At 63.0% G+C, this 26,048-nt stretch carries 26 protein-coding genes and 1 tRNA gene; 1 reads left to right on the plus strand and 26 read right to left on the minus strand.

What is annotated here, in order from left to right:
• Positions 1-3: 3 nt before the first annotated feature.
• From nuoK to rlmE, 22 genes are all read right to left on the minus strand, one after another.
• Entirely contained in the window at positions 4-309 is a 306-nt protein-coding gene (gene nuoK, locus EV678_RS05220) for an NADH-quinone oxidoreductase subunit NuoK (protein ID WP_014238055.1), read from the minus strand.
• Between the two features lie 54 nt (positions 310-363).
• A complete protein-coding gene (locus tag EV678_RS05225) occupies positions 364-966 on the minus strand; it encodes an NADH-quinone oxidoreductase subunit J (protein WP_014238056.1) in 603 nt (200 codons plus the stop codon).
• Positions 967-977: 11 nt separating this feature from the next.
• The gene (gene nuoI / locus EV678_RS05230) at positions 978-1,466 is read right to left on the minus strand and encodes an NADH-quinone oxidoreductase subunit NuoI (RefSeq protein ID WP_014238057.1); all 489 of its coding nucleotides are present in this window, start codon (positions 1,464-1,466) and stop codon (positions 978-980) included.
• 10 nt (positions 1,467-1,476) lie between these two features.
• Positions 1,477-2,526: an NADH-quinone oxidoreductase subunit NuoH gene (gene nuoH, locus EV678_RS05235; RefSeq protein WP_043799532.1), complete on the minus strand. Its 1,050-nt coding sequence runs from the start codon at positions 2,524-2,526 to the stop codon at positions 1,477-1,479.
• Entirely contained in the window at positions 2,526-4,856 is a 2,331-nt protein-coding gene (nuoG, locus tag EV678_RS05240) for an NADH-quinone oxidoreductase subunit NuoG (protein ID WP_130458755.1), read from the minus strand. The genes nuoH and nuoG overlap by 1 nt, the downstream gene beginning before the upstream one ends.
• A 12-nt stretch (positions 4,857-4,868) precedes the next feature.
• A complete protein-coding gene (gene nuoF, locus EV678_RS05245) occupies positions 4,869-6,197 on the minus strand; it encodes an NADH-quinone oxidoreductase subunit NuoF (protein WP_014238060.1) in 1,329 nt (442 codons plus the stop codon).
• Positions 6,197-6,670 (minus strand): NADH-quinone oxidoreductase subunit NuoE, encoded by a 474-nt coding sequence (nuoE, locus tag EV678_RS05250; RefSeq protein WP_014238061.1) that lies wholly within the window; start codon positions 6,668-6,670, stop codon positions 6,197-6,199. The genes nuoF and nuoE overlap by 1 nt, the downstream gene beginning before the upstream one ends.
• The gene (locus tag EV678_RS05255; protein ID WP_014238062.1) at positions 6,670-7,923 is read right to left on the minus strand and encodes an NADH-quinone oxidoreductase subunit D; all 1,254 of its coding nucleotides are present in this window, start codon (positions 7,921-7,923) and stop codon (positions 6,670-6,672) included. The genes nuoE and EV678_RS05255 overlap by 1 nt, the downstream gene beginning before the upstream one ends.
• Before the next feature lies 1 nt (position 7,924).
• A complete protein-coding gene (locus tag EV678_RS05260; protein ID WP_130458756.1) occupies positions 7,925-8,518 on the minus strand; it encodes an NADH-quinone oxidoreductase subunit C in 594 nt (197 codons plus the stop codon).
• A gap of 15 nt (positions 8,519-8,533) precedes the next feature.
• Positions 8,534-9,010 carry a NuoB/complex I 20 kDa subunit family protein gene (locus EV678_RS05265; RefSeq protein ID WP_014238064.1) on the minus strand — a complete coding sequence of 159 codons (477 nt, stop codon included), beginning with the start codon at positions 9,008-9,010 and terminating at the stop codon, positions 8,534-8,536.
• 4 nt (positions 9,011-9,014) lie between these two features.
• The gene (locus tag EV678_RS05270; protein WP_014238065.1) at positions 9,015-9,389 is read right to left on the minus strand and encodes an NADH-quinone oxidoreductase subunit A; all 375 of its coding nucleotides are present in this window, start codon (positions 9,387-9,389) and stop codon (positions 9,015-9,017) included.
• A gap of 70 nt (positions 9,390-9,459) precedes the next feature.
• Positions 9,460-9,544 (minus strand) — tRNA-Leu (locus EV678_RS05275).
• Positions 9,545-9,609: 65 nt separating this feature from the next.
• Positions 9,610-9,999: a preprotein translocase subunit SecG gene (gene secG / locus EV678_RS05280; protein WP_130458757.1), complete on the minus strand. Its 390-nt coding sequence runs from the start codon at positions 9,997-9,999 to the stop codon at positions 9,610-9,612.
• A gap of 12 nt (positions 10,000-10,011) precedes the next feature.
• Positions 10,012-10,770 carry a triose-phosphate isomerase gene (gene tpiA, locus EV678_RS05285; RefSeq protein WP_130458758.1) on the minus strand — a complete coding sequence of 253 codons (759 nt, stop codon included), beginning with the start codon at positions 10,768-10,770 and terminating at the stop codon, positions 10,012-10,014.
• A gap of 195 nt (positions 10,771-10,965) precedes the next feature.
• Positions 10,966-11,742, minus strand: coding sequence for a phosphate ABC transporter ATP-binding protein PstB (pstB, locus tag EV678_RS05290; RefSeq protein WP_014238067.1), 777 nt, complete (start codon positions 11,740-11,742; stop codon positions 10,966-10,968).
• 69 nt (positions 11,743-11,811) lie between these two features.
• Positions 11,812-12,750: a phosphate ABC transporter permease PstA gene (gene pstA / locus EV678_RS05295; RefSeq protein WP_130458759.1), complete on the minus strand. Its 939-nt coding sequence runs from the start codon at positions 12,748-12,750 to the stop codon at positions 11,812-11,814.
• A 2-nt stretch (positions 12,751-12,752) separates the two neighbouring features.
• On the minus strand, positions 12,753-13,676 hold the full coding sequence (gene pstC, locus EV678_RS05300) for a phosphate ABC transporter permease subunit PstC (protein WP_050804318.1): 924 nt from the start codon (positions 13,674-13,676) through the stop codon (positions 12,753-12,755).
• Between the two features lie 123 nt (positions 13,677-13,799).
• Complete coding sequence (locus EV678_RS05305) at positions 13,800-14,792, minus strand: PstS family phosphate ABC transporter substrate-binding protein (protein ID WP_014238070.1); 993 nt, start codon at positions 14,790-14,792, stop codon at positions 13,800-13,802.
• A 238-nt stretch (positions 14,793-15,030) separates the two neighbouring features.
• Positions 15,031-16,386, minus strand: coding sequence for a phosphoglucosamine mutase (gene glmM, locus EV678_RS05310; RefSeq protein WP_130458760.1), 1,356 nt, complete (start codon positions 16,384-16,386; stop codon positions 15,031-15,033).
• Positions 16,387-16,410: 24 nt separating this feature from the next.
• Positions 16,411-17,235 carry a dihydropteroate synthase gene (folP, locus tag EV678_RS05315; RefSeq protein WP_130458761.1) on the minus strand — a complete coding sequence of 275 codons (825 nt, stop codon included), beginning with the start codon at positions 17,233-17,235 and terminating at the stop codon, positions 16,411-16,413.
• 79 nt (positions 17,236-17,314) lie between these two features.
• Positions 17,315-19,198: an ATP-dependent zinc metalloprotease FtsH gene (gene ftsH / locus EV678_RS05320; protein WP_014238073.1), complete on the minus strand. Its 1,884-nt coding sequence runs from the start codon at positions 19,196-19,198 to the stop codon at positions 17,315-17,317.
• 91 nt (positions 19,199-19,289) lie between these two features.
• On the minus strand, positions 19,290-19,922 hold the full coding sequence (gene rlmE, locus EV678_RS05325; protein WP_014238074.1) for a 23S rRNA (uridine(2552)-2'-O)-methyltransferase RlmE: 633 nt from the start codon (positions 19,920-19,922) through the stop codon (positions 19,290-19,292).
• 35 nt (positions 19,923-19,957) lie between these two features.
• Here rlmE and yhbY point away from each other — a divergent pair, with 35 nt between their 5' ends.
• Positions 19,958-20,314: a ribosome assembly RNA-binding protein YhbY gene (gene yhbY / locus EV678_RS05330; protein WP_130458762.1), complete on the plus strand. Its 357-nt coding sequence runs from the start codon at positions 19,958-19,960 to the stop codon at positions 20,312-20,314.
• Between the two features lie 16 nt (positions 20,315-20,330).
• Here yhbY and EV678_RS05335 read toward each other — a convergent pair whose 3' ends face one another.
• The 4 genes from EV678_RS05335 to carA all read right to left on the minus strand — a co-directional run bounded on the left by EV678_RS05335 (position 20,331) and on the right by carA (position 25,823).
• Positions 20,331-20,822 carry a DUF4149 domain-containing protein gene (locus EV678_RS05335; RefSeq protein WP_130458763.1) on the minus strand — a complete coding sequence of 164 codons (492 nt, stop codon included), beginning with the start codon at positions 20,820-20,822 and terminating at the stop codon, positions 20,331-20,333.
• 96 nt (positions 20,823-20,918) lie between these two features.
• Positions 20,919-21,395 carry a transcription elongation factor GreA gene (gene greA, locus EV678_RS05340; protein WP_014238077.1) on the minus strand — a complete coding sequence of 159 codons (477 nt, stop codon included), beginning with the start codon at positions 21,393-21,395 and terminating at the stop codon, positions 20,919-20,921.
• A gap of 69 nt (positions 21,396-21,464) precedes the next feature.
• The gene (gene carB / locus EV678_RS05345; protein ID WP_130458764.1) at positions 21,465-24,671 is read right to left on the minus strand and encodes a carbamoyl-phosphate synthase large subunit; all 3,207 of its coding nucleotides are present in this window, start codon (positions 24,669-24,671) and stop codon (positions 21,465-21,467) included.
• Positions 24,672-24,674: 3 nt separating this feature from the next.
• Positions 24,675-25,823 carry a glutamine-hydrolyzing carbamoyl-phosphate synthase small subunit gene (carA, locus tag EV678_RS05350; protein ID WP_207222179.1) on the minus strand — a complete coding sequence of 383 codons (1,149 nt, stop codon included), beginning with the start codon at positions 25,821-25,823 and terminating at the stop codon, positions 24,675-24,677.
• Between the last annotated feature and the right edge of the window lie 225 nt (positions 25,824-26,048).

A 26,048-nucleotide genomic window follows, 5' to 3' on the forward strand; every position in this document is an offset into this window, starting at 1 on the left:
TGCTTAACCCTTCAGGCTGTCCAGATCATCCACATGGATGGTGCGCAAATTGCGGAACAGCACCACCAGGATGGCGAGGCCGATTGCAGATTCGGCCGCGGCGACGACGAGGATGAAGAAAACGGCGAGTTGCCCGGCCAGATCCTGCATGTAATGGGAGAACGCGATGAAATTCATGTTCACCGCCAGCAGCATCAGTTCGATCGCCATGAGCAGCACGATCAGGTTCTTCCGGTTAAGGAAGATACCGAGCACGCTGATGGCGAAGAGAATCGCGCCAAGCACGAGGAAATGCGACAGAGTAAGCAAGGGGCCTCCCTTATCCTTCTTCAGCAGACTGCGGCCAGGCCGCAGCCACGTTGTTTAGTCCTGTTTTTCGGCCGGCATCTGCAAAACGCGAATGCGGTCGGCTGCCTTCACGAACACCTGCTTAGCAGGATCGGTGTACTTGGTCTTCTTGGCGCCCCGATGGGTCAGGACGATGGCGGCGATCAGGGCCACCAGCAGAATCACCGACGCCAGTTCGAAGGGATAGACGTACTCGGTGAAGAGCAGACGCCCCAGTTCCTTGACGTTGGAGACACCGGCGGCAGTCTGGGGCACCTGGGCTTCGGCAGCGCCGAGGTACTGGCTACCCAGGATGGCGCCCATTTCCACGACCATCAGCAGGCCGACCACGGCCCCCAGGGGCAGGTAGTTCCAGAAGCCCTCGCGAATGCGGTCGATGTTGATGTCCAGCATCATGACGACGAAGAGGAACAGCACCATCACCGCGCCGACATAGACCAGAACGATGGAGATGGCGAGGAACTCGGCCTGCAGCAGCGCCCATACGCCACCGGCGCTGAAGAAGGACAGCACCAGATGCAGGGCGGCATGGACCGGGTTACGGGCAGTGATCACCCGCAGGGCGGCGTAAACCAGAATCGCCGACAGGAAGTAGAAAACGACAGTCTTGAATTCCATTTCAGGTCCCGTCAGCGGAATTTGGCATCGGCTTCACGGTCAGCGGCGATCTGCGCTTCGTAGCGGTCGCCGTTGGCCAGGAGCATCTGCTTGGTGTAGTAGAGATCGCCGCGCTTTTCGCCGTGATACTCGAAAATGCGGGTTTCGACGATGGCATCGACCGGGCAGGCTTCTTCGCAGAAACCGCAGAAGATGCACTTGGTCAGGTCGATGTCGTAGCGCGTGGTGCGACGGGAACCGTCATCCCGCTGAGCCGCTTCAATGGTGATGGCCATCGCCGGACAGACCGCTTCACACAGCTTGCAGGCGATGCAGCGCTCTTCCCCGTTGGGGTAGCGACGCAGGGCATGCAGGCCACGGAAGCGCGCACTTTGCGGAGTTTTTTCTTCCGGATACTGAACGGTGATCTTGCGGGCGAAGAAATAGCGCCCGGTAACGCTCATACCCTGGAACAGTTCCTTGAGGAACAGGCTCTTAACAATATCTTTCATGGCACCCATGGTGTAATCCTCACTTCCAGATGTTCAGCGGCGACATCATCCAGACGCCGACCACGGTGAACCACACCAGGCTAACCGGAATGAACACCTTCCAGCCCAGACGCATGATCTGGTCGAAACGGTAGCGCGGGAAGGTGGCACGGAACCAGAGGAACAGGAACAGCACGAAGGACATCTTCGCGGCCAGCCAGAAGAAGCCGTCGGGCAGGAATCCCACCGGAGACAGCCAGCCGCCCAGGAACAAAAGGGAGGTCAGGGCTGCAATCAGGATCATGTTGGCGTATTCGGCCAGGAAGAACAGGGCGAACGCCATGCCGGAGTATTCCACCATGTGGCCGGCCACGATTTCGGATTCACCTTCCACCACGTCGAACGGGGCCCGGTTGGTTTCAGCCACACCGGAGACCAGGTAGACAATGAACATGGGCAGCAGGGGCAGCCAGTTCCAGGAAAGGAAGGTCAGGCCCATGCCGGCGAAGATGCCGTGATCCTGGGCCCGCACGATTTCGGTGAGGTTCAGGCTGTTGGACACCATCAACACGGTCACCAGGGCAAAGCCCATGGAGATTTCGTAGGACACCATCTGGGCCGCGGAACGCATGGCGCCGAGGAAGGCGTACTTGGAGTTGGAAGCCCACCCGGCCAGGATGATGCCGTACACGCCCATGGAGGCGATGGCCATGATGTAGAGCAGGCTGGCATCGATATTGGCCACACCCAGGCCGTCGGCAAAGGGCACCACCGCCCAGGCTGCCAGCGCCGGAGCGATGGCCAGGCCGGGAGCAATCAGATAGACCCACTTGTCGGCACCGGACGGAACGATGATTTCTTTCAGCAACAGCTTGAGGCCGTCGGCGATCGGCTGGATCAGGCCCAAGGGACCGACCCGGTTGGGACCGATCCGCACGTGCATGTAGGCAATGACCTTGCGCTCGAAGTAGGTCAGGTAGGCCACACCCAGCAGCAGGGGGGCAACCACGGCGACGATCTTGAGCAGGTTCCAGACCACCGGCCAGGCAGGGCCGAAAACGCCCTGAATGAATTGCTGCAGCATATCCATCATGCACGCTCCACGGTGATGGTGCCGAACAGGTCACCCAAGGCCGCAGTGGCGGCATGGGCGGCGGGAACCCGCACGCAACCGGCAGGAGTCCCTTCGTCCAGCTTCAGGGTCAGGGTGGCAGTACCGTCGCCCTGGCGCACACGAACCTGGGCGCCCTCTTCCAGACCCAACTGGGCTGCCGTGGCGCCGTTGATGCGGGCCACGGGGGCCTGCCCGTCACGGGTGCGCAACAGGGAAGGCGCGCGGCGCACCAGGGTGTCGGCGAAGTGGATGGGCACATCGCCCACCCGCTGCAGACCGGCAGGGGCCGGGGCCAGTGCCACATTCACACCGCTGATGCCGTTGTCGAGACCGGCGGCGAATTCGGTGCCCTGCCCCAGCAACTCGTCGCGCACTGCTTCGGCGCTTTCGTAATCGAAGCCGGAAAGGTTGAGCACATTACCCAGGACGCGGAAGATCTTCCAGGCCGGACGGGCTTCGCCCAGGGGCCGCACCACACCGTTGAAGCTCTGCACACGGCCTTCGGCATTGACGAAGGTACCGGCAGTTTCGGTGAAGGGGGCAACGGGCAGCATCACATCGGCGTACTCCAGGGCCGGCGCGTGCTTGAAGGCGGACATGAGCACCACCAGCTTGGCCTGCTTGAGGGCGGCCAGGGTCTGCTGGGCATTGGCAAAGTCGAACTCGGGCTCGGCATTCAGCAGCAGATAGCCCTGACGGGGCTGTTCCAGCATGGTGCGGGCATTGAGCTTGCCCGGCAGAGCGCCGGCCACATAACCGCCGACGCTGTTGGCAGCCTCGCCGATGAAGCCGACGGTGGCGCCGGTGATCTTGCCCAGTTCGTTGGCCAGCACCTGCAGCTGGGCGGCGTCGCCGGACTGCTGGGCCACGCTGCCGAGGAACACGGCCTTCTTCTCGCCATCCACCAGGGACTGGGCGATCTTCTGGGCGGTTTCACAGGGACTGAGGCTGTCCAGACCGGCGGGCACTGCCACGCTCTTGATCTGGGCGGCGGCCTTGACCACGGCACCGAGACCGCGGATCAGGTCGGCCGGGGCCAGGGTCAGGCGGGCATGGGTGTTGATCAGCTGGTCATCGCCGGCCACATCGATAAAGCTCACCTTGGTGAACTTCTTGGCGGCCTGGCGCAGGCGCTGGGCAAAGAGGGCGGCATCCTTGCGCAGGAAGGAACCGACCACCAGGGCACCGTCCAGATCCTTGATCTCGGCCAGCTTCAGGCCCAGCCAGGGAGTGCCGGCACGCTTGCCGTCGGCGGAGAAATCGCGCTGACGCAGGCGGAAGTCCACGTTGTCGCAACCCAGGCCGGCCGCCAGTTTCTTGGCCAGAGCCAGTTCTTCCAGGGTGGCGTGGGGAGACAGCAGGAAGCCCAGGGCATCGCCGCCGAATTCACGGGAGACGTCCTTCAGACCGTGGGCCACGTAGTCCAGGGCCACGTTCCACTCCACTTCCTTCCATTCGCCGCCCTGCTTGACCATGGGCTTGGTCAGGCGCTCTTCGCTGTTCAGGGCTTCGTAGGAGAAACGGTCCTTGTCGGAAATCCAGCACTCGTTCACTTCCTCGTTTTCACGGGGCAGAACGCGCATGACCTTGTTGCCCTTGACCTGGACCACCAGGTTGGCGCCGAGGGAATCGTGGGGGCTGACGGACTTGCGACGCTGCAGTTCCCAAGTGCGGGCGCTGTAGCGGAAAGGCTTGGAGGTCAGGGCACCCACCGGGCACAGGTCGATGGCATTGCCGGACAGCTCGGAATCCACGGTGCGGGCCATGAAGGTGGTGATCTCGGAATGGAAATTCCGGTTCGCCATGCCCAGTTCCATGATGCCGGCAATCTCCTGGCCGAAGCGCACGCAACGGGTACAGTGGATGCAACGGCTCATCTCCTCCATGGAGATGAGGGGGCCGATGTCCTTGTGGAACACCACCCGCTTCTCTTCCTGGTAGCGGCTCTTGACGCCGCCGTAGCCCACGGAAAGATCCTGCAGCTGGCATTCGCCGCCCTGGTCGCAGATGGGGCAGTCCAGGGGGTGGTTGATGAGGAGGAATTCCATCACTCCCTTCTGGGCCTTGACGGCCAGCTCGGAGTGGGTGAACACCTTCATGCCGTTGGTCACGGGAGTGGCACAGGCCGGCAGCGGCTTGGGCGCCTTCTCCACTTGCACCAGACACATGCGGCAGTTGGCGGCGATGGAAAGCTTCTTGTGGTAGCAGAAGTGCGGAATGTAGACACCCACCTGCTGCGCGGCATCCATCACCGTGCTGCCGTCGGGTACCTCGGCCTTCTTGCCGTCGATTTCGATTTCAAGCATGTCGCTTAAGCCTCAGTTCTGAGCCTTGAAGAACCCGCTACCCGCCCGCTGGACATCCTTGGGCACGAGACAGGTCTTGTGTTCGATGTGGTGCACGAATTCGTCGCGGAAGTGCTTGATGAAGCTCTTCACGGGGAAGGCGGCGGCGTCGCCCAGGGCGCAGATGGTGCGGCCCATGATGCCTTCGCAGACGGAATCCAGCAGATCCAGGTCGTCGGGACGGCCCAGGCCGTGCTCGATGCGGCTCACCACCTTGTACAGCCAGGGGGTGCCTTCACGGCAGGGAGTGCATTGGCCGCAGGATTCTTCGTGATAGAAGAAGGAGAGGCGCTCCAGGGCCTTGACCATGCAGGTGGTCTCGTCCATGACGATGACCGCACCGGAGCCCAGCATGGAGCCGGCCTTGCTGATGGAGTCATAGTCCATGGTGCATTCCATCATCACGTCGCCGGGCAGCACCGGAGCGGAAGAGCCACCGGGAATCACCGCCTTGAGCTTGCGACCGCCGCGCACGCCGCCGGCCATCTCCAGCAGGGTGCTGAAGGGGGTGCCCAGCGGAATCTCGTAGTTGCCGGGACGATTGACGTGGCCGGAAATGGAGAACAGCTTGGTACCGCCGTTATTGGGCTTGCCCAGGTTGAGGAACTTCTCGCCACCGTCCCGGATGATGAAGGGAATGGAGCCGAAGGTCTCGGTATTGTTGATGGTGGTGGGCTTGCCGTAAAGGCCGAAGGAGGCGGGGAACGGCGGCTTGAAGCGGGGCTGACCCTTCTTGCCTTCGATGGACTCCAGCAGGGCGGTTTCTTCACCGCAGATGTAGGCGCCGTAGCCGTGGTGGGCGAACAGTTCGAAGTTGAAACCGGAGCCCAGGATGTTCTGGCCGATGAAACCGGCGGCACGGGCTTCGTCCAGGGCATCCTCGAAGCGCTTGTACACTTCCCAGATTTCGCCGTGGATGTAGTTGTAGCCGCGGGTGGCCCCCATGGCGTAGGCGGCAATGGCCATGCCTTCGATCACGGAGTGGGGGTTGTAGCGCAGGATGTCCCGGTCCTTGAAGGTGCCGGGCTCGCCCTCGTCGGAGTTGCAGACCACGTATTTGTCGCCGGGGAAGGAGCGGGGCATGAAGCTCCACTTCAGACCGGTGGGGAAACCGGCGCCGCCCCGTCCGCGCAGGACGGAGGTCTTCACTTCGGCAATGACCTGTTCCTGGGGAATCTTTTCCGCCAGGATTTTCTTCAGGGCCTCGTAGCCGCCGCGGGCCACGTAATCCTTCAGGCTCCAGCCCGCGTCACCGTTCCAGCCGGCGGTCAGGGTGGGGTTGATCGCTCCCAGAATGGCCATTATTTCAACTCCGCCAGCAGTTGGTCGATCTGTTCCGGATTCATGTGGCTGCACATGGACCGGTTATTGACGATCATCACCGGGGCGTCGCCGCAGGCTCCCATGCACTCACCCATGACCAGGGTGAACTTGCCATCGGGAGTGGTCTCGCCGTAGCCGATGCCCAGCTTCTGCTGCAGGTACTCACCGGCGTGTTCGCCGCCGGTCAGGGCGCAGGGCAGATTGGTGCAGACGGTGAGCTTGTACTTGCCCACCGGCTTGCGATCGTACATGTTGTAGAAGGAGGCCACTTCCAGGGCCGCCATGGGCGGCATGCCGAGATAGTTGGCGACGAACTCGATGGTTTCGTCGGCCAGCCAGCCTTTTTCTTCCTGGGCGATCGCCAGAGATGCCATCACCGCCGACTGCTTTTGATCAGCCGGATACTTGGCGACCTCGCGGTCGATCTTCTTGAGGGATTCGGGAGTCAGCATCAGCGGTCAATCTCGCCAAAAACGATGTCCTGGGAGCCGATGATCGTCACCACGTCGGCGATCATGTGGCCCCGTGCCATCTCGTCCATGGCCGCCAGGTGGGCGTAGCCAGGAGCACGGATTTTCATGCGATACGGCTTGTTGGCACCGTCGGAGACGAAATAGATGCCGAACTCGCCCTTGGGATGCTCGACGGCGGCATAGGCCTCGCCTTCGGGCACGTGGATGCCTTCAGTGAAGAGCTTGAAGTGGTGGATCAGCTCTTCCATGTTGGACTTCATGCCTTCGCGGGCCGGCGGTGCAACCTTGTGGTTGTCGGTGATGACCGGACCCGGGTTCTTGCGCAGCCAGTCGATGCACTGCTTGATGATGCGGTTGGACTGGCGCATTTCTTCCATACGCACCAGATAGCGGTCGTAGGAGTCGCCGTTCACGCCGACGGGAATGTCGAAATCCAGATCGGCATAGACTTCGTACGGCTGCTTCTTGCGCAGGTCCCAGGCAATGCCGGAGCCGCGCAGCATGGCGCCGGTGAAGCCGAGCTGCAGGGCGCGCTCGGGGCTGACCACGCCGACGTTCACCAGACGCTGCTTCCAGATCCGGTTGTCGGTCAGGAGGGTGTGGTACTCGTCCAGATAGGTCGGGAAGCGATTGGTGAAGTCTTCCAGGAAATCCAGCAGGGAACCGGTGCGGTTCTCGTTCAGGGTCTTGACCGTGGACGCGCTCTTGAAGCGGTTCTCGGTGTATTGGGGCATGCGGTCCGGCAGGTCGCGATAGACGCCGCCCGGACGGTAGTAGGCTGCGTGCATGCGGGCACCGGAAACGGCCTCGTAGGCATCGACCAAGTCTTCCCGCTCGCGGAAGGTGTACAGCACCATGGCCATGGCACCCACGTCCAGGCCGTGACAGCCGATCCACAGCAGGTGATTGAGCAGACGGGTGATCTCGTCGAACATCACACGGATGTACTGGGCACGGACCGGCACCTCGATGCCCAGCAGCTTTTCGACGGCCAGGCAGTAGGCATGCTCGTTGGACATCATGGACACATAGTCCAGACGGTCCATATAGGGCACGGACTGAATCCAGGTGCGGGTTTCCGCCAGCTTCTCGGTAGCCCGGTGCAGCAGGCCGATGTGCGGATCGGCGCGCTGCACGACTTCGCCGTCGAGCTCCAGCACCAGGCGCAGCACACCGTGGGCCGCAGGGTGCTGGGGCCCGAAGTTCATGGTGTAGTTACGAATTTCGGCCATATCAGACGTCCCCGTAATTCTCTTCGCGCACGATGCGCGGCGTGTTTTCGCGCGGTTCGATGGTCACCGGCTGGTAGATCACCCGACCCTGGTCCGGGTCGTAGCGCATTTCGACATAACCGGAAATGGGGAAGTCCTTGCGGAAAGGATGGCCGATGAAGCCGTAATCCGTCAGGATGCGGCGCAGGTCTTCGTGACCCGGGAAAACGATGCCGAACAGGTCGAAGGCTTCGCGCTCGAACCAGTTGGCGGAACTCCAGACATTGACGACGGAATCCACCGCGGGGAAGGCATCATCCGGCGCGAAGACACGCACCCGCAGACGCCAGTTCTTGGCCACCGACAACAGGTGGACCACCACCGCGTAGCGCTTGCCGCTCCAGCCGTCGTTGCCGTAGGTGGAGTAATCGACGCCGCACAGGTCGATCAACTCGTCGAAACACAGGGCTTCGGAATCGCGCAGCTCCTGCATCACCTGCAGATAATCGGCGGCATCGACTTCGATGGTCGCTTCACCGAGGGCCAGCTTGAGACTCTTGAGGCGCTCACCGAACTGCGCCTGCAGGCTCTGGCCAAGGGTTTCCAGTTTGGACATGGGAACTCTCCAGGATCAGCGGGCGATGGTATTGGTACGGCGGATCTTGTTCTGCAGCTGCACCAGACCGTAAAGCAGGGCTTCAGCGGTCGGGGGGCAGCCCGGAACGTAGATATCCACCGGCACAATGCGGTCACAACCGCGCACCACGGAATAGGAATAATGGTAGTAGCCACCGCCGTTGGCACAGGACCCCATGGAGATGACCCAGCGGGGCTCCGGCATCTGGTCGTAGACCTTGCGCAGGGCGGGAGCCATCTTGTTGGTCAGGGTGCCGGCCACGATCATCACGTCGGACTGACGGGGGCTGGGACGGAAAACGATACCGAAGCGGTCCAGGTCGTAGCGGGAACAGCCGGCGTGGATCATTTCCACGGCGCAGCAGGCCAGACCGAACGTCATGGGCCACAGGGAGCCCGTACGCATGTAGTTGATCAGCTTGTCAGCGGTAGTCGTGACAAAGCCTTCCTGCAGAATACCTTCGATAGCCATACGCTTACTCCCACTCCAGCGCGCCTTTGACCCAGGCGTAGATGTATCCGACCACCAGAATGGCGATAAAAACCATCATTTCGGCGAAACCAAACCACTTCACGGCCTCGGTATTGACGATTTCCTTGAAAATCGTTGCCCAAGGGAAGAGGAAGGCAATTTCCAGGTCGAACAGGATGAAGAGGATGGCGATCAGGTAATACCGCACATCGAACTTCATACGGGCGTCTTCGAAGGCTTCGAAGCCGCATTCGTAGGGGGAGAGCTTTTCAGCGTCGGGACGGTTGGGAGCAATCAGCCAACCAAGGACAATCGGCAGAACACCGATGGCGATGCCGACCAGAATGAATAATAAGATCGGGAAGTAGTTTTCCAGCATGATCCGCCGCGCTATCGCTTCGTTCTGAAGCCCAACGACCCCTGGCGGAACCACTGGACTTCGTTGCAATTGGTGCCGACGGCGAGACTCGAACTCGCACGACTTACGTCACTACCCCCTCAAGATAGCGTGTCTACCAATTTCACCACGTCGGCACTGCCACTCTGGCACGGCAATTCGAGGACTTCTGCTTTCCGTACCAGAGAACCAAACCCAAAAATTACTTGGGAATGTCTTTCGCTTTCGAACCAACTCCAGCATCTGCCGCTGCAGCGGCGGCATCGCCGCCAACCACAGCCGGCGCGCCATTCGGCGCAGAAGCAGGCGCGGATTGTACAGCTTCCTGCATCACACTGCCACTATTTTTCGGCTTGGCCGAAGCAAGATAGGCGAGCGCCAGGCTGGTCGAAAAGAAAACGATCGCGAGGATGGCGGTGGTACGTGACAGGAAGTTGGCAGAACCGGTAGCGCCGAACAAACTGCCGGACGCACCGCTACCAAACGCAGCCCCCATATCGGCACCCTTGCCATGCTGGATCAGGACCAAACCAATGATCCCCAGGGCCGCCAGGATATGCACCACCAACACCACAGAAAACAGGTAATTCATGTCACTCTTTTCTCAAAAGGCAGCCGCACGACAAATGGCCACGAATTCTTCCGCCACCAGGGATGCGCCGCCGACCAAAGCCCCGTCGATATCGGGCATGGCAAACAACTCCGCCGCATTCCCCGCCTTGACGCTGCCACCGTAGAGCACACGCACTCCGGCAGCCACTTCTGCATTTCTTGCCGCCAGTCGGGCACGAATCCCTTCATGCACCGCCTGGGCCTGGGCGGGAGAGGCCGTGAGGCCGGTACCGATGGCCCACACGGGCTCATAGGCAACCACCGCTCCGGCGAAAACCTCAACACCCGCCGCATCCAGGACTGCATCCAGCTGGGCAGCAACCACCTCAGCCGTCTGACCGGACTCCCGCTGAGCCAGGGTTTCACCGACACACAGAATCGGCACCAACCCGCCCGCCAGAGCCTGCTTGAACTTCTTTGCCACCAGCCCGTCATCCTCGCCATAGAGCGCCCGGCGCTCCGAGTGGCCGACGATGACATAGCGACAGCCAAAATCCTTGAGCATTGCCGCACTTACCTCACCGGTAAATGCCCCCGAGACTTGCTCGCTCAGGTTTTGCGCCCCCCAACTCATTTCAGTCTTAGCCAGCTCCTGCTGGACCTGAGCCAGGTACGGATAGGGAACACAAACGGCACACTCGACCGCAGCGGCAAGCCCCTTCACCCCGGCAACCACACCCTGGAGCAGGGAACGGTTGGCTGCCAAGCCGCCATGCATCTTCCAGTTTCCAACAACCAGTTTTTGGCGCATGACTCAAAGACTCGGATCAGGTGAAGCGCCCCCAAAACGGGAGTGCATAAAACTTTTTAATTATATCTTTTAGAAGACTCCCGGGTCAATGCAAAACCGGAGATACCGGATGCGCCGCAAACCAAGAAAAACGGCCGGGAAGGCCGGCCGTTTCTATGATTTATGGCAAATTCCGCCACTCGCAAAAAAGGACAATCAACCGAAGCGGCCGGTGATGTAGTCCTCGGTCTGCTTCTTCTGGGGCTTGATGAAAATCTGGTCGGTGATGCCGAACTCGATCAGTTCCCCCAGGTACATGTAGGCCGTGAAGTCGGAAACCCGTGCCGCCTGCTGCATGTTGTGGGTAACGATGAGGATGGTGACCTTTTCCTTCAGCTCGGACACCAGCTCTTCGATGCTGGCGGTGGCGATGGGGTCCAGGGCGGAAGTGGGCTCGTCGAAAAGCAGCAGTTCGGGATCGGTAGCCAGGGCCCGGGCGATGCACAGGCGTTGCTGCTGGCCGCCGGAAAGATTGAAGGCCAGATCGTCCAGGCGGTCCTTCACCTCGTCCCACAGGGCCGCGCCGCGCAGGGCCTCCTCCACCTTCTCGTCGAGCACGGTGCGCTTCTTCTCGCCGCGCACGCGCAGGCCATAGGCAACGTTCTCGTAGATGGACTTGGGGAAAGGATTGGGTTTCTGGAACACCATGCTGATGCGCATGCGCACTTCGATGGGATCCACCTTCTCGGCCAGCAGGTTGGTCTGGTCGGGGAAGAAGTTGATGGCGCCCTGATAGCGGTTACCCGGGTAGAGATCGTGCATGCGGTTGAAGCAGCGCAGGAAGGTGGATTTGCCGCAGCCGGAAGGACCGATCAGGGCCGTCACCTTCTTCTCGTAGACCGGCATATTGAGACCCTTGAGGGCATGGAAACCGCCGTAGAAGAAATTCAGGTCCTTCGCTTCGGCCTTGACGATCGGGGTTGCAGTGGTCATGGATTAATTCCTGTTGGAGCGCCTGTTAAAGGCAGGCACGGTCAATTCGATAGAGGGCGAGGTCCGGCCTTACCACTTGATGTTCTTGCGCAGGCGATAGCGGATCCAGATCGCCAGGGCATTCATGGTCAGGGTCATCAGCACCAGGACGAAGCCGGCAGCGGCCGCATTCTGGTGGAAGGCCTCTTCGGGACGGGAAGTCCAGTTGAACATCTGGATCGGCATCACCGTGAAGGGGGCGAAGACCCAGTCGAAGGGACCGGCCATGGGCTCGCCGGTGAAGGGTGCCGGCGGCAGGAAGGCAATGAAGGTCAGGGCGCCGATGGTGATGATGGGCGCCGTCTCGCCGATGGCCCGGGCCATGCCGATGATGACCCCGGTGAGGATGCCGGCGGAGGAATAGGGCAGGATGTGATCCCGCACCACCTGCCACTGGGTGGCACCGCAACCGTAGGCACCTTCCCGCACATAGATGGGAATGGCGCGGATGGCCTCCCGGGTGGCGACGATGACCACCGGCAGGATCAAGAGGGCCAGGGTCAGGCCGGCGGAAAGGATGCTCTGGCCGAAGCCGAACTGATAGACGAAGATGCCCAGGGCCAGCAGGCCATAGACGATGGAGGGCACGCCGGCCAGGTTGGTGACGTTGATCTCGATGATGTCGGTCATCAGGTTCTTCGGCGCGTATTCCTCCAGGTAGACCCCGGCGGCCACGCCCAGGGGCACGGCGGCCAGGGCGGTGACGATCATCACCAGAGTGGAGCCCACCCAGGCGGAGAGGATGCCCGCCTGCTCCGGACGACGGGAGGGGAAGTTGGTGAAGAAATCCACCGACAGGCGGGGACCGCCTTCCACCACCATCTGGGCGAAGAGGGAAACGAAGGTCAGCACGCCCAGCATCAGGGCGCACAGGCCGAGCAGGGCGAACAGGAGATCCCAGCGCTTGTGGCGCGCGATGATGCGGCGGATTTCCTGCAGACGGGCAGCAACGACAGCGGTATCGCTCATGATCAGTAAGCCTCGCGGAACTTCTTGCGCATGATGTGACCGATGACGTTGAAGAACAGGGTAATCAGCATCAGGGTCAGACCCGCGGCGAAAATGGTCTGGTAGCCCACGGAACCGTGGGGCAGGTCGCCCAGGGCCACCTGGACGATGTAGGCGGTGATGGTGGCCGCCGGCTCCAGGGGATTCCAGGTCAGGTTGGGCTGCATGCCGGCGGACACGGCCAGGATCATGGTCTCGCCCACCGCCCGGGAGATGCCCAGGATGTAAGCGGCGGCCAGGCCGGAAGTGGCGGCGGGCGCCACCACCTTGACCGCGGTCTGGAAGCGGGTGGCGCCCATGGCGTAGGAGCCCTCGCGCAGGCTCATGGGCACGGCGCGCATGGCGTCCTCGGCCACCGAGCTGACGTAGGGCACGATCATGATGCCCATGACGATGCCGGCGGACAGCAGGTTGAAGCCGGGCAGGTCCGGGTAAATCTGCTGCAGCAGCGGGGTGATGAACATCAGGGCGAAGTAGCCGTAGACGATGGTCGGCACGCCGCCCAGCAATTCAAGGAAAGGCTTGGCGATTTCGCGCACCTTGAAGGGGGCGAATTCGGAAAGGTAGATGGCGATGATGGTCCCCAGGGGAATGGCCACCAGCAGGGCCACACCGGAGCTCACCAGGGTGCCGGAAACCAGGGGCAGGATGCCGAAATGGGCATCGTCGAACAGAGGCGTCCACTGGGTATCGGTAAGGAAGTCGATGAGGGGCACGTGGTCGAAGAAGACCAGGGACTCCTTCACCAGGATAAAGACGATCCCGGCCGTGGTCGCCACGGAAACCAGGGCTGCCGCCAGCAGGATGAATTCAATGATGGTTTCGCGCAGGTGGCGGGTACGCCGCCGCACGAAACGCTCGCTCACATGGTCAAGGGGTACGGCCACAGGCGCATCCGATACAAGGGTGGAAGACATAACGGGATTTTCGGGGCTCATTCTAATGGAGTCCGGCAGGGCCGGGGCTCAAAAAAGGCGGCCCGCCGCAACGGGCCGCCCTGCTGCAACAGCTTAGAGTTGAGCTTCGCGCTTGATCAGTTCTTCGATCTTCATGCCGACAGCTTCAGTGCCACCGAAGACGGTGCCGGCCTTCTTCTTGGCCAGGCGTTCCCGGTTGGCTTCATACACCTTGCCGGGCAGGGCCACGTACTTCACTTCCTTGACCAGCTTGGGGGCGTTCTTCAGGTAGAACTCGACGAACTCCTTGACCTCGGGCTTTTCCAGGGACTTGGCGTTCACGTAGATGAAGATGGGGCGGGACAGGGGAGCGTAGGAACCGTTCTCCACGGTCTCGGGGGAAGGCAGGACACCGCCCTTGCCGTTGTCGATGGACACGGCCTTCAGCTTCTTCTGGTTTTCGATGTAGTAGGCGTAGCCGAAGTAGCCCAGGCCGCCCTTGTCGCGGGAAACGCCCTGCACCAGCACGTTGTCGTCTTCGGAGGCGGTGTAGTCGCCGCGGGAGGACTTGGCCTTGCCGACCACGGCTTCGGTGAAGTAGTCGAAGGTGCCGGAATCGGCGCCGGGACCGTAGAGCTTCAGGGGCACGTCCGGATAGGCCGGGTTCACCTGGTTCCAGTTGGTGATCTTGCCCTGGGCGGCGGGTTCCCAGATGGCCTTCAGTTCGGCCACGGTCATGTTCTTGATGAAGTTGTTCTGGGGATTGACGATGACGGTCAGGGCGTCATAGGCAATGGGCAGTTCGTAGTAGGCAATGCCCAGTTCCTTGCAGGCGTCCATTTCCTTCTTCAGGATGGGACGGGAGGCATTGGAAACGTCGGTCTCGCCGCGGCAGAACTTCTTGAAACCGCCGCCGGTGCCGGAAATACCCACGGTCACCTTGATGGCGTTCTTCTTTTCCTTCTGGAAATCCTCGGCCACCGCCTCGGTAATGGGATACACGGTGGAAGAGCCATCCACCTTCACCAGTGCGGACTGGGCGTGGGCGATACCGGAAACGGCCAGGCCGGCAAGACCCAGGGCAGCGGCGATTTTGGCAAATTTCATCAGGTTTTCTCCTTGGAGGGGTTACACGCATAAGACGGTGCATTTCACTACCCTGCGGAGTCTACCTAGCCACTATTACACTTCCGTTACATCGCTGTAATAAATCCGGACCGGCCCCCTCTTCCACCGGAAAGGCCAGCCAGGATCAAGCAAAGACGGGCATCTTCGCCATGCCATGGCCAGGATGCCCGCCCTTCCTGCCTCCCCGGGATAGCCCCGGGAAAAATACCGCCCTGCCTTATTCGCCGACGGCCTGGCGCACAGCACCGGCCAGGTTCTCCGCCAGACGGGCGATCAGCTCGCCGTCCCGGCCCTCCACCATCACCCGCAACAGGGGTTCGGTGCCGGAAGCCCGCAGCAGCACCCTGCCCCGCCCGTCCAGCTCCGCCTCCACCGCCCGCTGGGCCGCGGCAATGGCAGGGCTGTCCTGCCAGGGGAAGCCCTTGGGCATGGGCACGTTGATCAGTTTCTGCGGATACAGCACCAGGTCGCCGAGCAGGGCCTTGAGGCTGCCGCCCTGCTGGCGCAGGGCCGCCAGCACCTGCAGCGCCGCGATGATGCCGTCGCCGGTGGTGTGCCGGTCGAGGCAGAGGATGTGGCCGGAATTTTCGCCGCCGTAGAGCCAGCCGTTCTGCACCAGCTTTTCCAGCACGTAGCGGTCGCCCACGGCAGCCCGGGCGAAGGGAATATCCAGGGCCTTGAGGGCATCTTCCAGGGCCAGGTTGGTCATCAGGGTGCCGGCCACGCCGGCCACCGGGCCCAAAGCCTGGCGACCGCGGACGATGGCGTAGAGCAGCTGGTCGCCGTCGTAGACGTTGCCCTCCCCGTCCACCATCACCAGCCGGTCGCCGTCGCCGTCCAGGGCGATGCCCAGGTCGGCCCGCTGGCCCAGCACCGCTTCCTTGAGGGCCTTGGGCGCCGTGGCGCCAACGGCGGCGTTGATGTTGAGGCCGTCCGGACGGTTGCCGATGGCCACCACGTCCGCCCCCAGCTCGTGGAAGACGTCCGGCGCGATGTGGTAGGCGGCACCATGGGCGCAGTCCACCACGATCTTCAGGCCGCGCAGGTCCAGGTCGTTGGGGAAGGTGCTCTTGCAGAATTCGATGTAGCGGCCCCGGGCGTCGTCGATACGCCGGGCCTTGCCCAGGCGGTCCGAGGACACGCAGCCCATGGGCGCTTCCACGCCGGCCTCGATGGCATGTTCCACCGCATCCGGCAGCTTGGTGCCCTGGGCCGAGAAGAACTTGATGCCGTTATCGTAGAAGGGGTTGTGGGAAGCGGAGATGACGATGCCGGCCTGCAGGCGCAGGGCCCGGGTCAGGTAGGCCACCGCCGGGGTCGGCATGGGCCCCACCAGGCAGACATCGACGCCGGCGGCGGAAAAGCCGGCCTCCAGGGCCGCTTCCAGCATGTAGCCGGAAATCCGGGTGTCCTTGCCGATCAGCACCGCCGGACGCTCGCCGGCGGGCAGCCCGTCCTGGGCCACCAGCACCTGGCCGGCGCTGTAACCCAGGCGCATGGCGAAATCCGGCGTGATCGGCGCTTCGCCGACGCGGCCACGCACACCATCGGTACCGAAATATTTTCTGCTCATGGTTGTCCTCGCAACTTTCAGTGTTCAGGCGGCCACGGCCTGCCAGACGGTCAGGGCGTCCCGGGTGGCGGCCACATCATGCACCCGCAGGATGCGGGCACCGCGCTGGGCAGCCAGGAGATGGGCCGTCACGCTGGCCGCCAGCCGCTCTGCCACGGGCTTGCCGGTGAGGGCGCCCAGCATGGTCTTGCGCGACATGCCGGCAAGGACGGGCAGGCCGTCCACCGTGGTTTCCGGCAGGTGGCGCAACAGGGCCAGGTTGTGTTCCAGAGTCTTGCCAAAGCCGAAGCCCGGGTCCAGCACCAAGCGCTCGTCGGCGATGCCGGCGGCCCGGGCGGCAGCGACCCGCCGGGCCAGGAAATCCCGCACCTCCGCCACCACATCGCCGTAGCTGGGCTGCTGCTGCATGGTGCGGGGTTCGCCCTGCATGTGCATGAGGCAGAGGCCGCAATCGCTGTCAGCCACAGCCTCCAGGGCGCCGGGATAGCTCAGGGCGGCGATGTCGTTGATCATGTCGGCGCCGGCCGCCAGCACGGCCCGCATCACTTCCGGCTTGTAGGTATCCACCGAGAGGGGCACGCCGCAATCCTTGAGGGCCGCCAGCACCGGCAGCAGCCGCTCCAGTTCTTCCTCCGCGGTGGCCGGGATGGCGCCGGGACGGGTCGATTCAGCCCCCAGGTCCAGCATGTCGGCACCGGCCGCAATCTGGGCCCGGGCGTGGGCCACGGCCCGTTCTGCATCGGTGGCCAGGCCGTCGCCGGAAAAGGAGTCGGGGGTGAGATTGACGATCCCCATGATCAGGGGCCGTTCCAGGGAAAGGGTGAATTTCCCGCAGCGCAAAAGGGACATGTGGACAGCAGACAAAAGAAAAGGCCGGAAGGATGATCCTCCCGGCCCCGTATTGTAACGCCTGGCAACCAGGCCGTGATCAGGCCGTGGCGGCAGCGCTGGGCGCGGCGCCCGGGGAATTGCTGTCGGCGGACGACTTGGGCGGCGTCTGGGGCGCCTTGGGCGGGCGCGGCTCCTTGCCTTCCATGATGTCGTTGATCTGGTCCGCGTCGATGGTTTCCCACTCCAGCAGGGCGGCGGTCATGGCCTCCACCTTATCCCGGTTGTCTTCCAGCAGCTTGCGGGCAAGGCCGTACTGCTGGTCGATGATGCGGCGGATTTCCTTGTCCACCAGCTGCATGGTGGCTTCGGAAACGTTCTTGTGGGTGGTGACGGAACGGCCGAGGAACACTTCGCCTTCATTCTCGCCATAGACCATGGGGCCCAGGGCGTCGGTCATGCCGTAGCGGGTGACCATGTCCCGGGCCATCTGGGTGGCCCGCTCGAAGTCGTTGGAAGCGCCGGTGGTCATCTGGTTCATGAACACCTCTTCGGCGATGCGGCCGCCGAAGAGAATGGCGATGCGGTTCATCAGATATTCCCGGTCGTAGGCGTAACGGTCTTCCACCGGCAGCTGCATGGTGACACCGAGGGCCCGGCCCCGGGGAATGATGGTGACCTTGTGCACCGGATCGGCCTTGGGCAGCAGCTTGGCGACAACGGCGTGGCCGGACTCGTGGTAGGCCGTGTTGCGCTTTTCTTCCTCGCTCATGACCATGCTGCGGCGCTCGGCGCCCATCATGATCTTGTCCTTGGCCTTCTCGAAGTCCTCCATGTCCACCAGGCGCTTGTTGCTGCGGGCGGCAAAGAGGGCGGCTTCGTTCACCAGGTTGGCCAGGTCGGCACCGGAGAAACCGGGGGTGCCGCGGGCCACGATGTCGGCACGCACGTCACCGGCCACCGGCACCTTGCGCATGTGCACCTTGAGGATTTCCTCCCGGCCACGGATGTCGGGCAGGGGTACCACCACCTGGCGGTCGAAACGGCCCGGACGCAGCAGGGCGGGGTCGAGCACGTCGGGACGGTTGGTGGCGGCAATGACGATGATGCCGGTATGGCCCTCGAAACCGTCCATTTCCACCAGCAGCTGGTTCAGGGTCTGTTCCCGCTCGTCGTTGCCACCGCCCAGGCCGGCGCCGCGCTGGCGGCCGACGGCGTCGATTTCGTCGATGAAGATGATGCAGGGGGCGTGCTTCTTGGCGTTTTCGAACATGTCGCGGACCCGGGCTGCGCCCACGCCGACGAACATTTCCACGAAGTCGGAACCGGAGATGGAGAAGAACGGCACCTTGGCCTCGCCGGCGATGGCCTTGGCCAGCAGGGTCTTACCCGTACCCGGGTTGCCCACCATCAGCACGCCCTTGGGAATGCGGCCGCCCAGCTTCTGGAACTTGGAGGGGTCCCGCAGGAAATCCACCAGCTCGGACACTTCTTCCTTGGCCTCGTCGCAGCCGGCCACGTCGGCGAAGGTGACGGTATTGTTGGATTCGTCCAGCATGCGGGCCTTGGACTTGCCGAAGGAAAAGGCGCCGCCCTTGCCGCCGCCCTGCATCTGGCGCATGAAGAAGACCCAGACGCCGATGAGGAGCAGCATGGGGAACCAGCTGACGAAGATGCTCATCAGCATGGAGGGTTCTTCATCCGGCTTGGCCTCGATCTTGACGCCGTACTTGAGCAGGTCGGAAACCAGCCAGATGTCGCCCGGCGAATAGGAAGTGACGCGCTTGCCTTCCGTCGTGGTGGCCTTGAGGGTGCGGCCTTCCATCACCACCTTGTTGATACGACCAGCCTTCACCTCGTCGATGAACTGGGAGTATTCCATGGAGTTCTGGGCAACCTGACGGTTGTTGAACTGATTGAACACCGTCATCAGGACCAGGCCAATCACCAGCCAGATGGCCAGGTTTTTAAACATGTTGTTCAAGTGTGCTCCTCTCGCCGCTCAACGGCGGCTAAACCTCGAATGCCACGAATGGTCCATTCTAAACCGAAAGCCGGTCTGACAGCAGGCGGGGCTATACGGACCCACCATGTTTGAGACGCCGGCCGAGCAGATAGAGTTCCGGACTGCGATCCCGGGACGACTTGGGCTTGCGTGTCGCCACCACCTCGAAGGTCTCCCGCATGGCCGCCAGGAACTCGTTGAAACCGCTGCCCTGGAAGACTTTGACGAGGAATGCGCCATCCGGCTTGAGGTGCTCCCGGGCGAATTCCAGGGCCAGTTCGCACAGATAGATGGAGCGCGCCTGATCGGAAACGTTCACCCCCGATATATTGGGGGCCATGTCCGAAAGTACAAGCCCCACCTGGCGCCCCGCCAGGCGCGACTCGAACTCCCGCAGCACCGATTCCTCGCGGAAATCCCCCTGCATGAAGTCCACCCCGGCGATACCCTGCATTTCCAGAAGGTCGATGGCGAATACCTTGCCGCCCTCCCCCACCCGCTGCACGGCCACCTGGCACCAGCCGCCGGGGGCCGCCCCCAGGTCCACCACCACCTCGCCGGGTTTGAGGAGTTTGTCCTTGTCGTCGATCTCGAGCAGCTTGAAGGAGGCGCGGGAACGCCAGCCCTCGGCCTTGGCCCGATGGACAAAATGATCATTGACGTGTTCTTGCAGCCACGCCTTGCTGGTCTTGGAACGTGCCATCCAGTAGAATCCGCGTTTTGAATCAGGTGCTTCCTATGCTTTCCCTCAATGCCGACCAGCGCCGCGCTCTGCGAGCCCGTGCCCATTCCCTCGACCCCGTCGTCAGCATCAGCCAGAACGGCCTCTCTGAAGGGGTGATGAAGGAGATCGACGCCTCCCTGAAGAGCCATGAGCTCATCAAGGTCCGGGTGTACAACGACAACCGGGAAGAACGGGAACAGTTCCTCCAGGAAATCTGCCAGCAACTCGACGCTGCCCCGGTGCAGCACATCGGCAAACTGCTGGTACTGTGGCGCCCCACTCTGGACGCCGCCGGCAAGCCGGTCAAGGCCCCCCCCCAGCGCCGTCCCCGCTCCGCCCCCCGCCGCACCAAGCGCAGCTTCCAGGCCTGAACAGGCACGCCGGTGGTCAGGCCACAGCAGGCCGCCGGCTCTCCACCCCCCCCAGCATCACCAGAATCAGCCCCGCCAGGCTCTGCAGCAGGTAGAGGGCGCTGGACAAGGCATGCCAGAAGGCGAACTCCGGCCCCAGGGACGCCACGTCCGGCGGCAAGGGAGGCAATTGGGCCTTGATGCCGGCAATCACCGGCTGCAGCCAGAACAGCTGGGCCGCCGCCAGCAGCCACAACACCGACAGCAACAGCAGACGCAGCCGCCGCTCGCGGCCGGCCGCCTGGGTGTAACGCACATAAACCAGGAGCAGGATGCCGGCCACCATGCCGATCCAGCCGACGATGAAGAACAGCTTGCCCGCCACTTCCCCGGCCACCAGCCTGGGCAGGCTGGCAAACAGCACCGGCGCAGCCAGGTAACCCACCGCCCACAGGGCACCGACCCAGAGGACCAGCAGTCCGCGGCAGAGCGCCGTGGCCAGGCGGGACAGGACGGCAGGCTTGGTCATCTTTGGTTCAAGACAAAAACCAAGGCCCTGCCACCGCTGCCAGGACAGCGGCAGATCGGTTGAACAGGGCCCGGGACATGATGGGTTACGCCAGACTTATTCGTAACGCACGTCGAGGATTTCATACTCCCGCAGGCCGCCCGGAGCCTGCACCTGGGCGATATCGCCGGCATACTTGCCGATCAGGGCGCGGGCCAGGGGGGAGTTGAAGGAAATCTTGCTTTCCTTGATGTCCGCCTCATCTTCGCCCACGATCTGGTAGGTCACCTGGGCACCGGAATCCTGGTCCTCCAGATCGACGGTGGCGCCGAAAACGCAGCGTCCGTCCGCATCCAGGGCCTGGGGATCGATGATCTGGGAATGGGAAAGCTTGCCTTCCACTTCCTGGATCCGGCCCTCGATGAAGCCCTGGCGCTCCTTGGCGGCATCGTACTCGGCATTTTCCGAGAGGTCGCCGTGGGAACGGGCTTCGGCAATGGCGGCAATGACATTGGGCCGATCCACCGTCTTCAAGCGGTGCAGTTCGGCGCGAAGTTTCTCGGCGCCCTTAACGGTCAGAGGAATCTTGCTCATAGCGCGTCTATCAAAGCAAAACCGCCGGCGCCCCGATGGGGCGTTCCCGGCGGCGAGGGTTAGGATTGATCAGGAAATCTGGGCGTGCAGCGCCTGGATGGGATAAACCACCAGTTCGCCACCCTGGCGGATACCGGCGGCAGCAGCCTCGGCACCCCAGATGGTGGTGTACATGGTGACCCGGGCGGCCAGTCCGGAAGTCCGGATGGAGCGGGAATCGTTGATGGCCTGGCGCTTCTCGTCCACCGTGTTGATGATCAGGGCAATCTCGTTGTTCTTGATCATGTCCACGATGTGGGGACGGCCTTCGGTCACCTTGTTCACCACGGTCACCGGAATGCCGGCCGCTTCCATGGCGGCACCGGTACCCCGGGTCGCCAGGATGGTGAAGCCGGCAGCGTGCAGGTCACGGGCCACATCCACGGCCTTGGTCTTGTCCGAATCCTTGACGGAGAGGAACACCTTGCCGCCGGTGGGCAGCTTCACGCCGGCCGCCAGCTGGCTCTTGACGAAGGCTTCGGCGAAGGTGGTGCCCACGCCCATGACTTCGCCGGTGGACTTCATTTCCGGTCCCAGGATGGTATCGACGCCGGGGAACTTGACGAAGGGGAACACCGCTTCCTTGACGGAGAAGTAAGGCGGAATCACTTCCTTGGTGATGCCCTGGCTCTTCAGGCTCTGGCCGGCCATGCAGCGGGCGGCGATCTTGGCCAGCTGCAGGCCCGTGGCCTTGGAAACGAAGGGCACGGTGCGGGAGGCGCGGGGATTCACTTCCAGCACATACACGGTGTCGTTCTGAATGGCGAACTGCACGTTCATCAGGCCGCAGACGTTGAGGGCCTTGGCCATCAGCTTGGTCTGGCGGCGCAACTCGTCGGTCACTTCCTTGGGCAGAGAGTAAGGCGGCAGGGAACAGGCGGAGTCGCCGGAGTGCACACCGGCCTGTTCGATGTGTTCCATGACGCCGCCGATGATGACTTCGTCACCGTCGGACAGGGCATCCACGTCCACTTCGCAGGCGTCGTTCAGGAAGCGGTCCAGCAGCACAGGAGAGTCGTTGGAGACCTTCACCGCCTCGCGCATGTAGCGCTCCAGGTCGGACTGCTGATGCACGATTTCCATGGCCCGGCCGCCCAGCACGTAGGAGGGGCGGACCACCAGGGGATAGCCGATTTCCTGGGCCAGGGCCAGGGCGTCGGCTTCGTTGCGGGCGGTACGGTTGGGCGGCTGCTTCAGGCCCAGCTCGTGCAGCAGCTTCTGGAAGCGTTCCCGGTCTTCGGCCGCGTCGATCATGTCGGGGCTGGTGCCGATGATGGGCACGCCGTTGGCCTCCAGGTCCCGCGCCAGCTTCAGCGGGGTCTGGCCGCCGTACTGGACGATGACGCCGACGGGCTTCTCCACATTGACCACTTCCAGCACGTCTTCCAGGGTCAGGGGCTCGAAGTACAGACGGTCGGAGGTGTCGTAGTCGGTGGACACGGTCTCCGGGTTGCAGTTGACCATGATGGTCTCGTAGCCGTCTTCGCGCATGGCCATGGCGGCATGCACGCAGCAGTAGTCGAACTCGATGCCCTGGCCGATGCGGTTCGGACCGCCGCCCAGGACCATGATCTTCTTCTTGTCGCTGGGCTGGGCCTCGCACTCGTCCTCGTAGGTGGAGTACATGTAGGCCGTGTTGGTGGCGAATTCGGCAGCGCAGGTATCGACGCGCTTGAACACCGGGCGCACGTTGAGGGCGTGGCGACGTTCCCGCACGGCGGTCTGGGTGGTGGCCAGCAGCTTGGCCAGGCGCTTGTCGGAGAAGCCGCACTTCTTCAGCACCAGCAGCTCTTCCCGGGACAGGGAATCGACGCTACGGCCGGCCAGGGACTTGGCCTTCAGGTGCAGATCCTCGATCTGGGCCAGGAACCAGGGGTCGATGTGGGTCAGGCGGTGGATCTCGTCCAGGGTCATGCCGATGCGGAAGGCATCGCCCACGTACCAGATGCGCTCGGGGCCGGGTTCGGCCAGTTCGGTCTCGATCACTTCCCGGTCGGTGGTCTTCTCGTCGAAGCCGTCCACACCCACTTCCAGGCCACGCAGGGCCTTCTGCAGGGATTCCTGCAGGGTGCGGCCGATGGCCATGACCTCGCCCACAGACTTCATCTGGGTGGTCAGGTGGAAATCGGCGGTGGGGAACTTCTCGAAGGCGAAACGGGGCACCTTGGTGACCACGTAGTCGATGGAGGGCTCGAAGGAGGCCGGGGTCTTGCCGCCGGTGATCTCGTTGGCCAGCTCGTCCAGGGTGTAGCCGACAGCCAGCTTGGCCGCCACCTTGGCGATGGGGAAGCCGGTGGCCTTGGAGGCCAGGGCGGAGGAGCGGGACACCCGGGGGTTCATCTCGATGACGATCATGCGACCGTCCTTCGGGCTGATGGCGAACTGCACGTTGGAGCCGCCCGTATCAACGCCGATCTCGCGCAGCACCGCGATGGAGGCGTTGCGCATGATCTGGTATTCCTTGTCCGTCAGGGTCTGGGCCGGGGCCACGGTGATGGAGTCACCGGTATGCACGCCCATGGGGTCCAGGTTCTCGATGGAACAGATGATGATGCAGTTGTCCTTGCTGTCGCGGACCACTTCCATCTCATACTCTTTCCAGCCGATGAGGGACTCTTCGATGAGCAGTTCCTTGGTCGGCGAGGCTTCCAGGCCCCGTTCGCAGATGGTGACGAACTCTTCCTTGTTGTAGGCGATGCCGCCGCCGGAACCGCCCAGGGTGAAGGAGGGACGGATGATGGCCGGGAAGCCGATCATGGCCTGCACCTGCAGGGCCTCTTCCATGGAGTGGGCCACGGCGGAACGGGCGGAGCCCAGACCGATCTTGGTCATGGCGGCCTTGAACTTCTCCCGGTCCTCGGCCTTGTCGATGGCTTCCTCGGAAGCGCCGATCAGCTCGACACCGAACTTCTCCAGCACACCGTGCTTGGCCAGATCCAGAGCGCAGTTCAGCGCGGTCTGGCCGCCCATGGTGGGCAGCAGGGCGTCGGGACGCTCCTTTTCGATGATCTTTTCCACCACCTTCCAGGAGATGGGCTCGATGTAGGTCACATCGGCCGTTTCCGGGTCGGTCATGATGGTGGCGGGGTTGGAGTTCACCAGGATGACCCGGTAACCCTCGGCCTTCAGGGCCTTGCAGGCCTGGGCGCCGGAATAGTCGAACTCGCAGGCCTGACCGATGATGATCGGGCCGGCGCCGATGATGAGAATGCTCTTAATGTCTGTGCGCTTGGGCATGAGTTACTTTCCCTCGGCCTTTTTGTCTTGCATCAGCTTGATGAAACGGTCGAACAGATAGGCCACGTCATGGGGGCCCGGGCTCGCCTCGGGGTGGCCCTGGAAGGAGAAGGCCGGCACGTCGGTGCGGGCGATGCCTTGCAGGGAGCCGTCGAACAGGGACACGTGGGTCGCCCGCACATTGGCCGGCAGGGTGTCCGCATCCACGGCGAAGCCGTGGTTCTGGCTGGTGATCAGCACCTGGTTGGTGTCCAGATCCTTGACCGGATGGTTGGCACCGTGGTGGCCGAACTTCATCTTCAGGGTCTTGGCGCCGGAAGCCAGGGCCAGCAGCTGGTGGCCCAGGCAGATGCCATAGGTGGGCACGCCGGCCGCCAGGATTTCACGGATGGCGGTGATGGCATAGTCACAGGGCTCGGGGTCGCCGGGGCCGTTGGAGAGGAAGACGCCATCCGGCTTGTACTTCAGCACCTCGGCCGCAGGAGTCTGGGCCGGCACCACGGTGACGTCGCAGCCGCGGGAAGCCAGCATGCGCAGGATGTTGGTCTTGACGCCGTAGTCGTATGCCACCACCTTGAACTTGGCGGCGGGGGCGGCGGCGTAACCCTTCAGGGTCCACTCGCCTTCGCTGAACTGGTAGGGGGAATCGACGCTGACCACCTTGGCCAGGTCCATGCCGGCCAGACCCGGGAAAGCGCGGGCTTCGGCCAGGGCCTTGGCTTCGTCGGCCACGCCGGCGATGATGCAGCCGGCCTGGGCGCCCTTTTCGCGCAGGATGCGGGTCAGCTTGCGGGTGTCGATGCCGGCGATGGCAACGACGCCATGCTGCTTCAGATAGTCGGGCAGGGTCTGCTCGATACGCCAGTTGGAAGCGCGGATCGGCAGGTCGCGGATGACCAGGCCGGCGGCAAAGTTGGCGCGGGACTCGAAGTCCTCCGCATTGCAGCCGGTGTTGCCGATGTGGGGATAGGTGAGGGTGACAATCTGACGGCAGTAGGACGGGTCGGTCAGGATTTCCTGGTAACCGGTCATGGCCGTGTTGAACACCACTTCACCGCTGGTGGTGCCCTCGGCACCGATGGCGTAACCGCGGAACACGGTGCCGTCGGCCAGGGCAAGCAGGGCGGGCGAAAAGGCAGGAAGCAGGGACACAAAAGACTCCGGGCGGCGAATTCGTGGTACTCGTGACGCGCTGTCGGACCCCGGACAGCCCTGCCGCCACACAGGCAGGACCGGTTTCACCGGGGTACATACGCAAAGCGGGATGGGCTCAGCGCCCTCCCGCTTTCACGAATTGATTTTTTAACCGCACTATTATAGCCGACTGCCCCCTTTTGGGGCAATCGCGGCGCAGCACTTCACGGCCTAGAGCGGCTT

It is taken from the genome of Azospira oryzae (genome assembly GCF_004217225.1).
GTDB classification, from domain to species: Bacteria; Pseudomonadota; Gammaproteobacteria; order Burkholderiales; family Rhodocyclaceae; genus Azospira; species Azospira oryzae.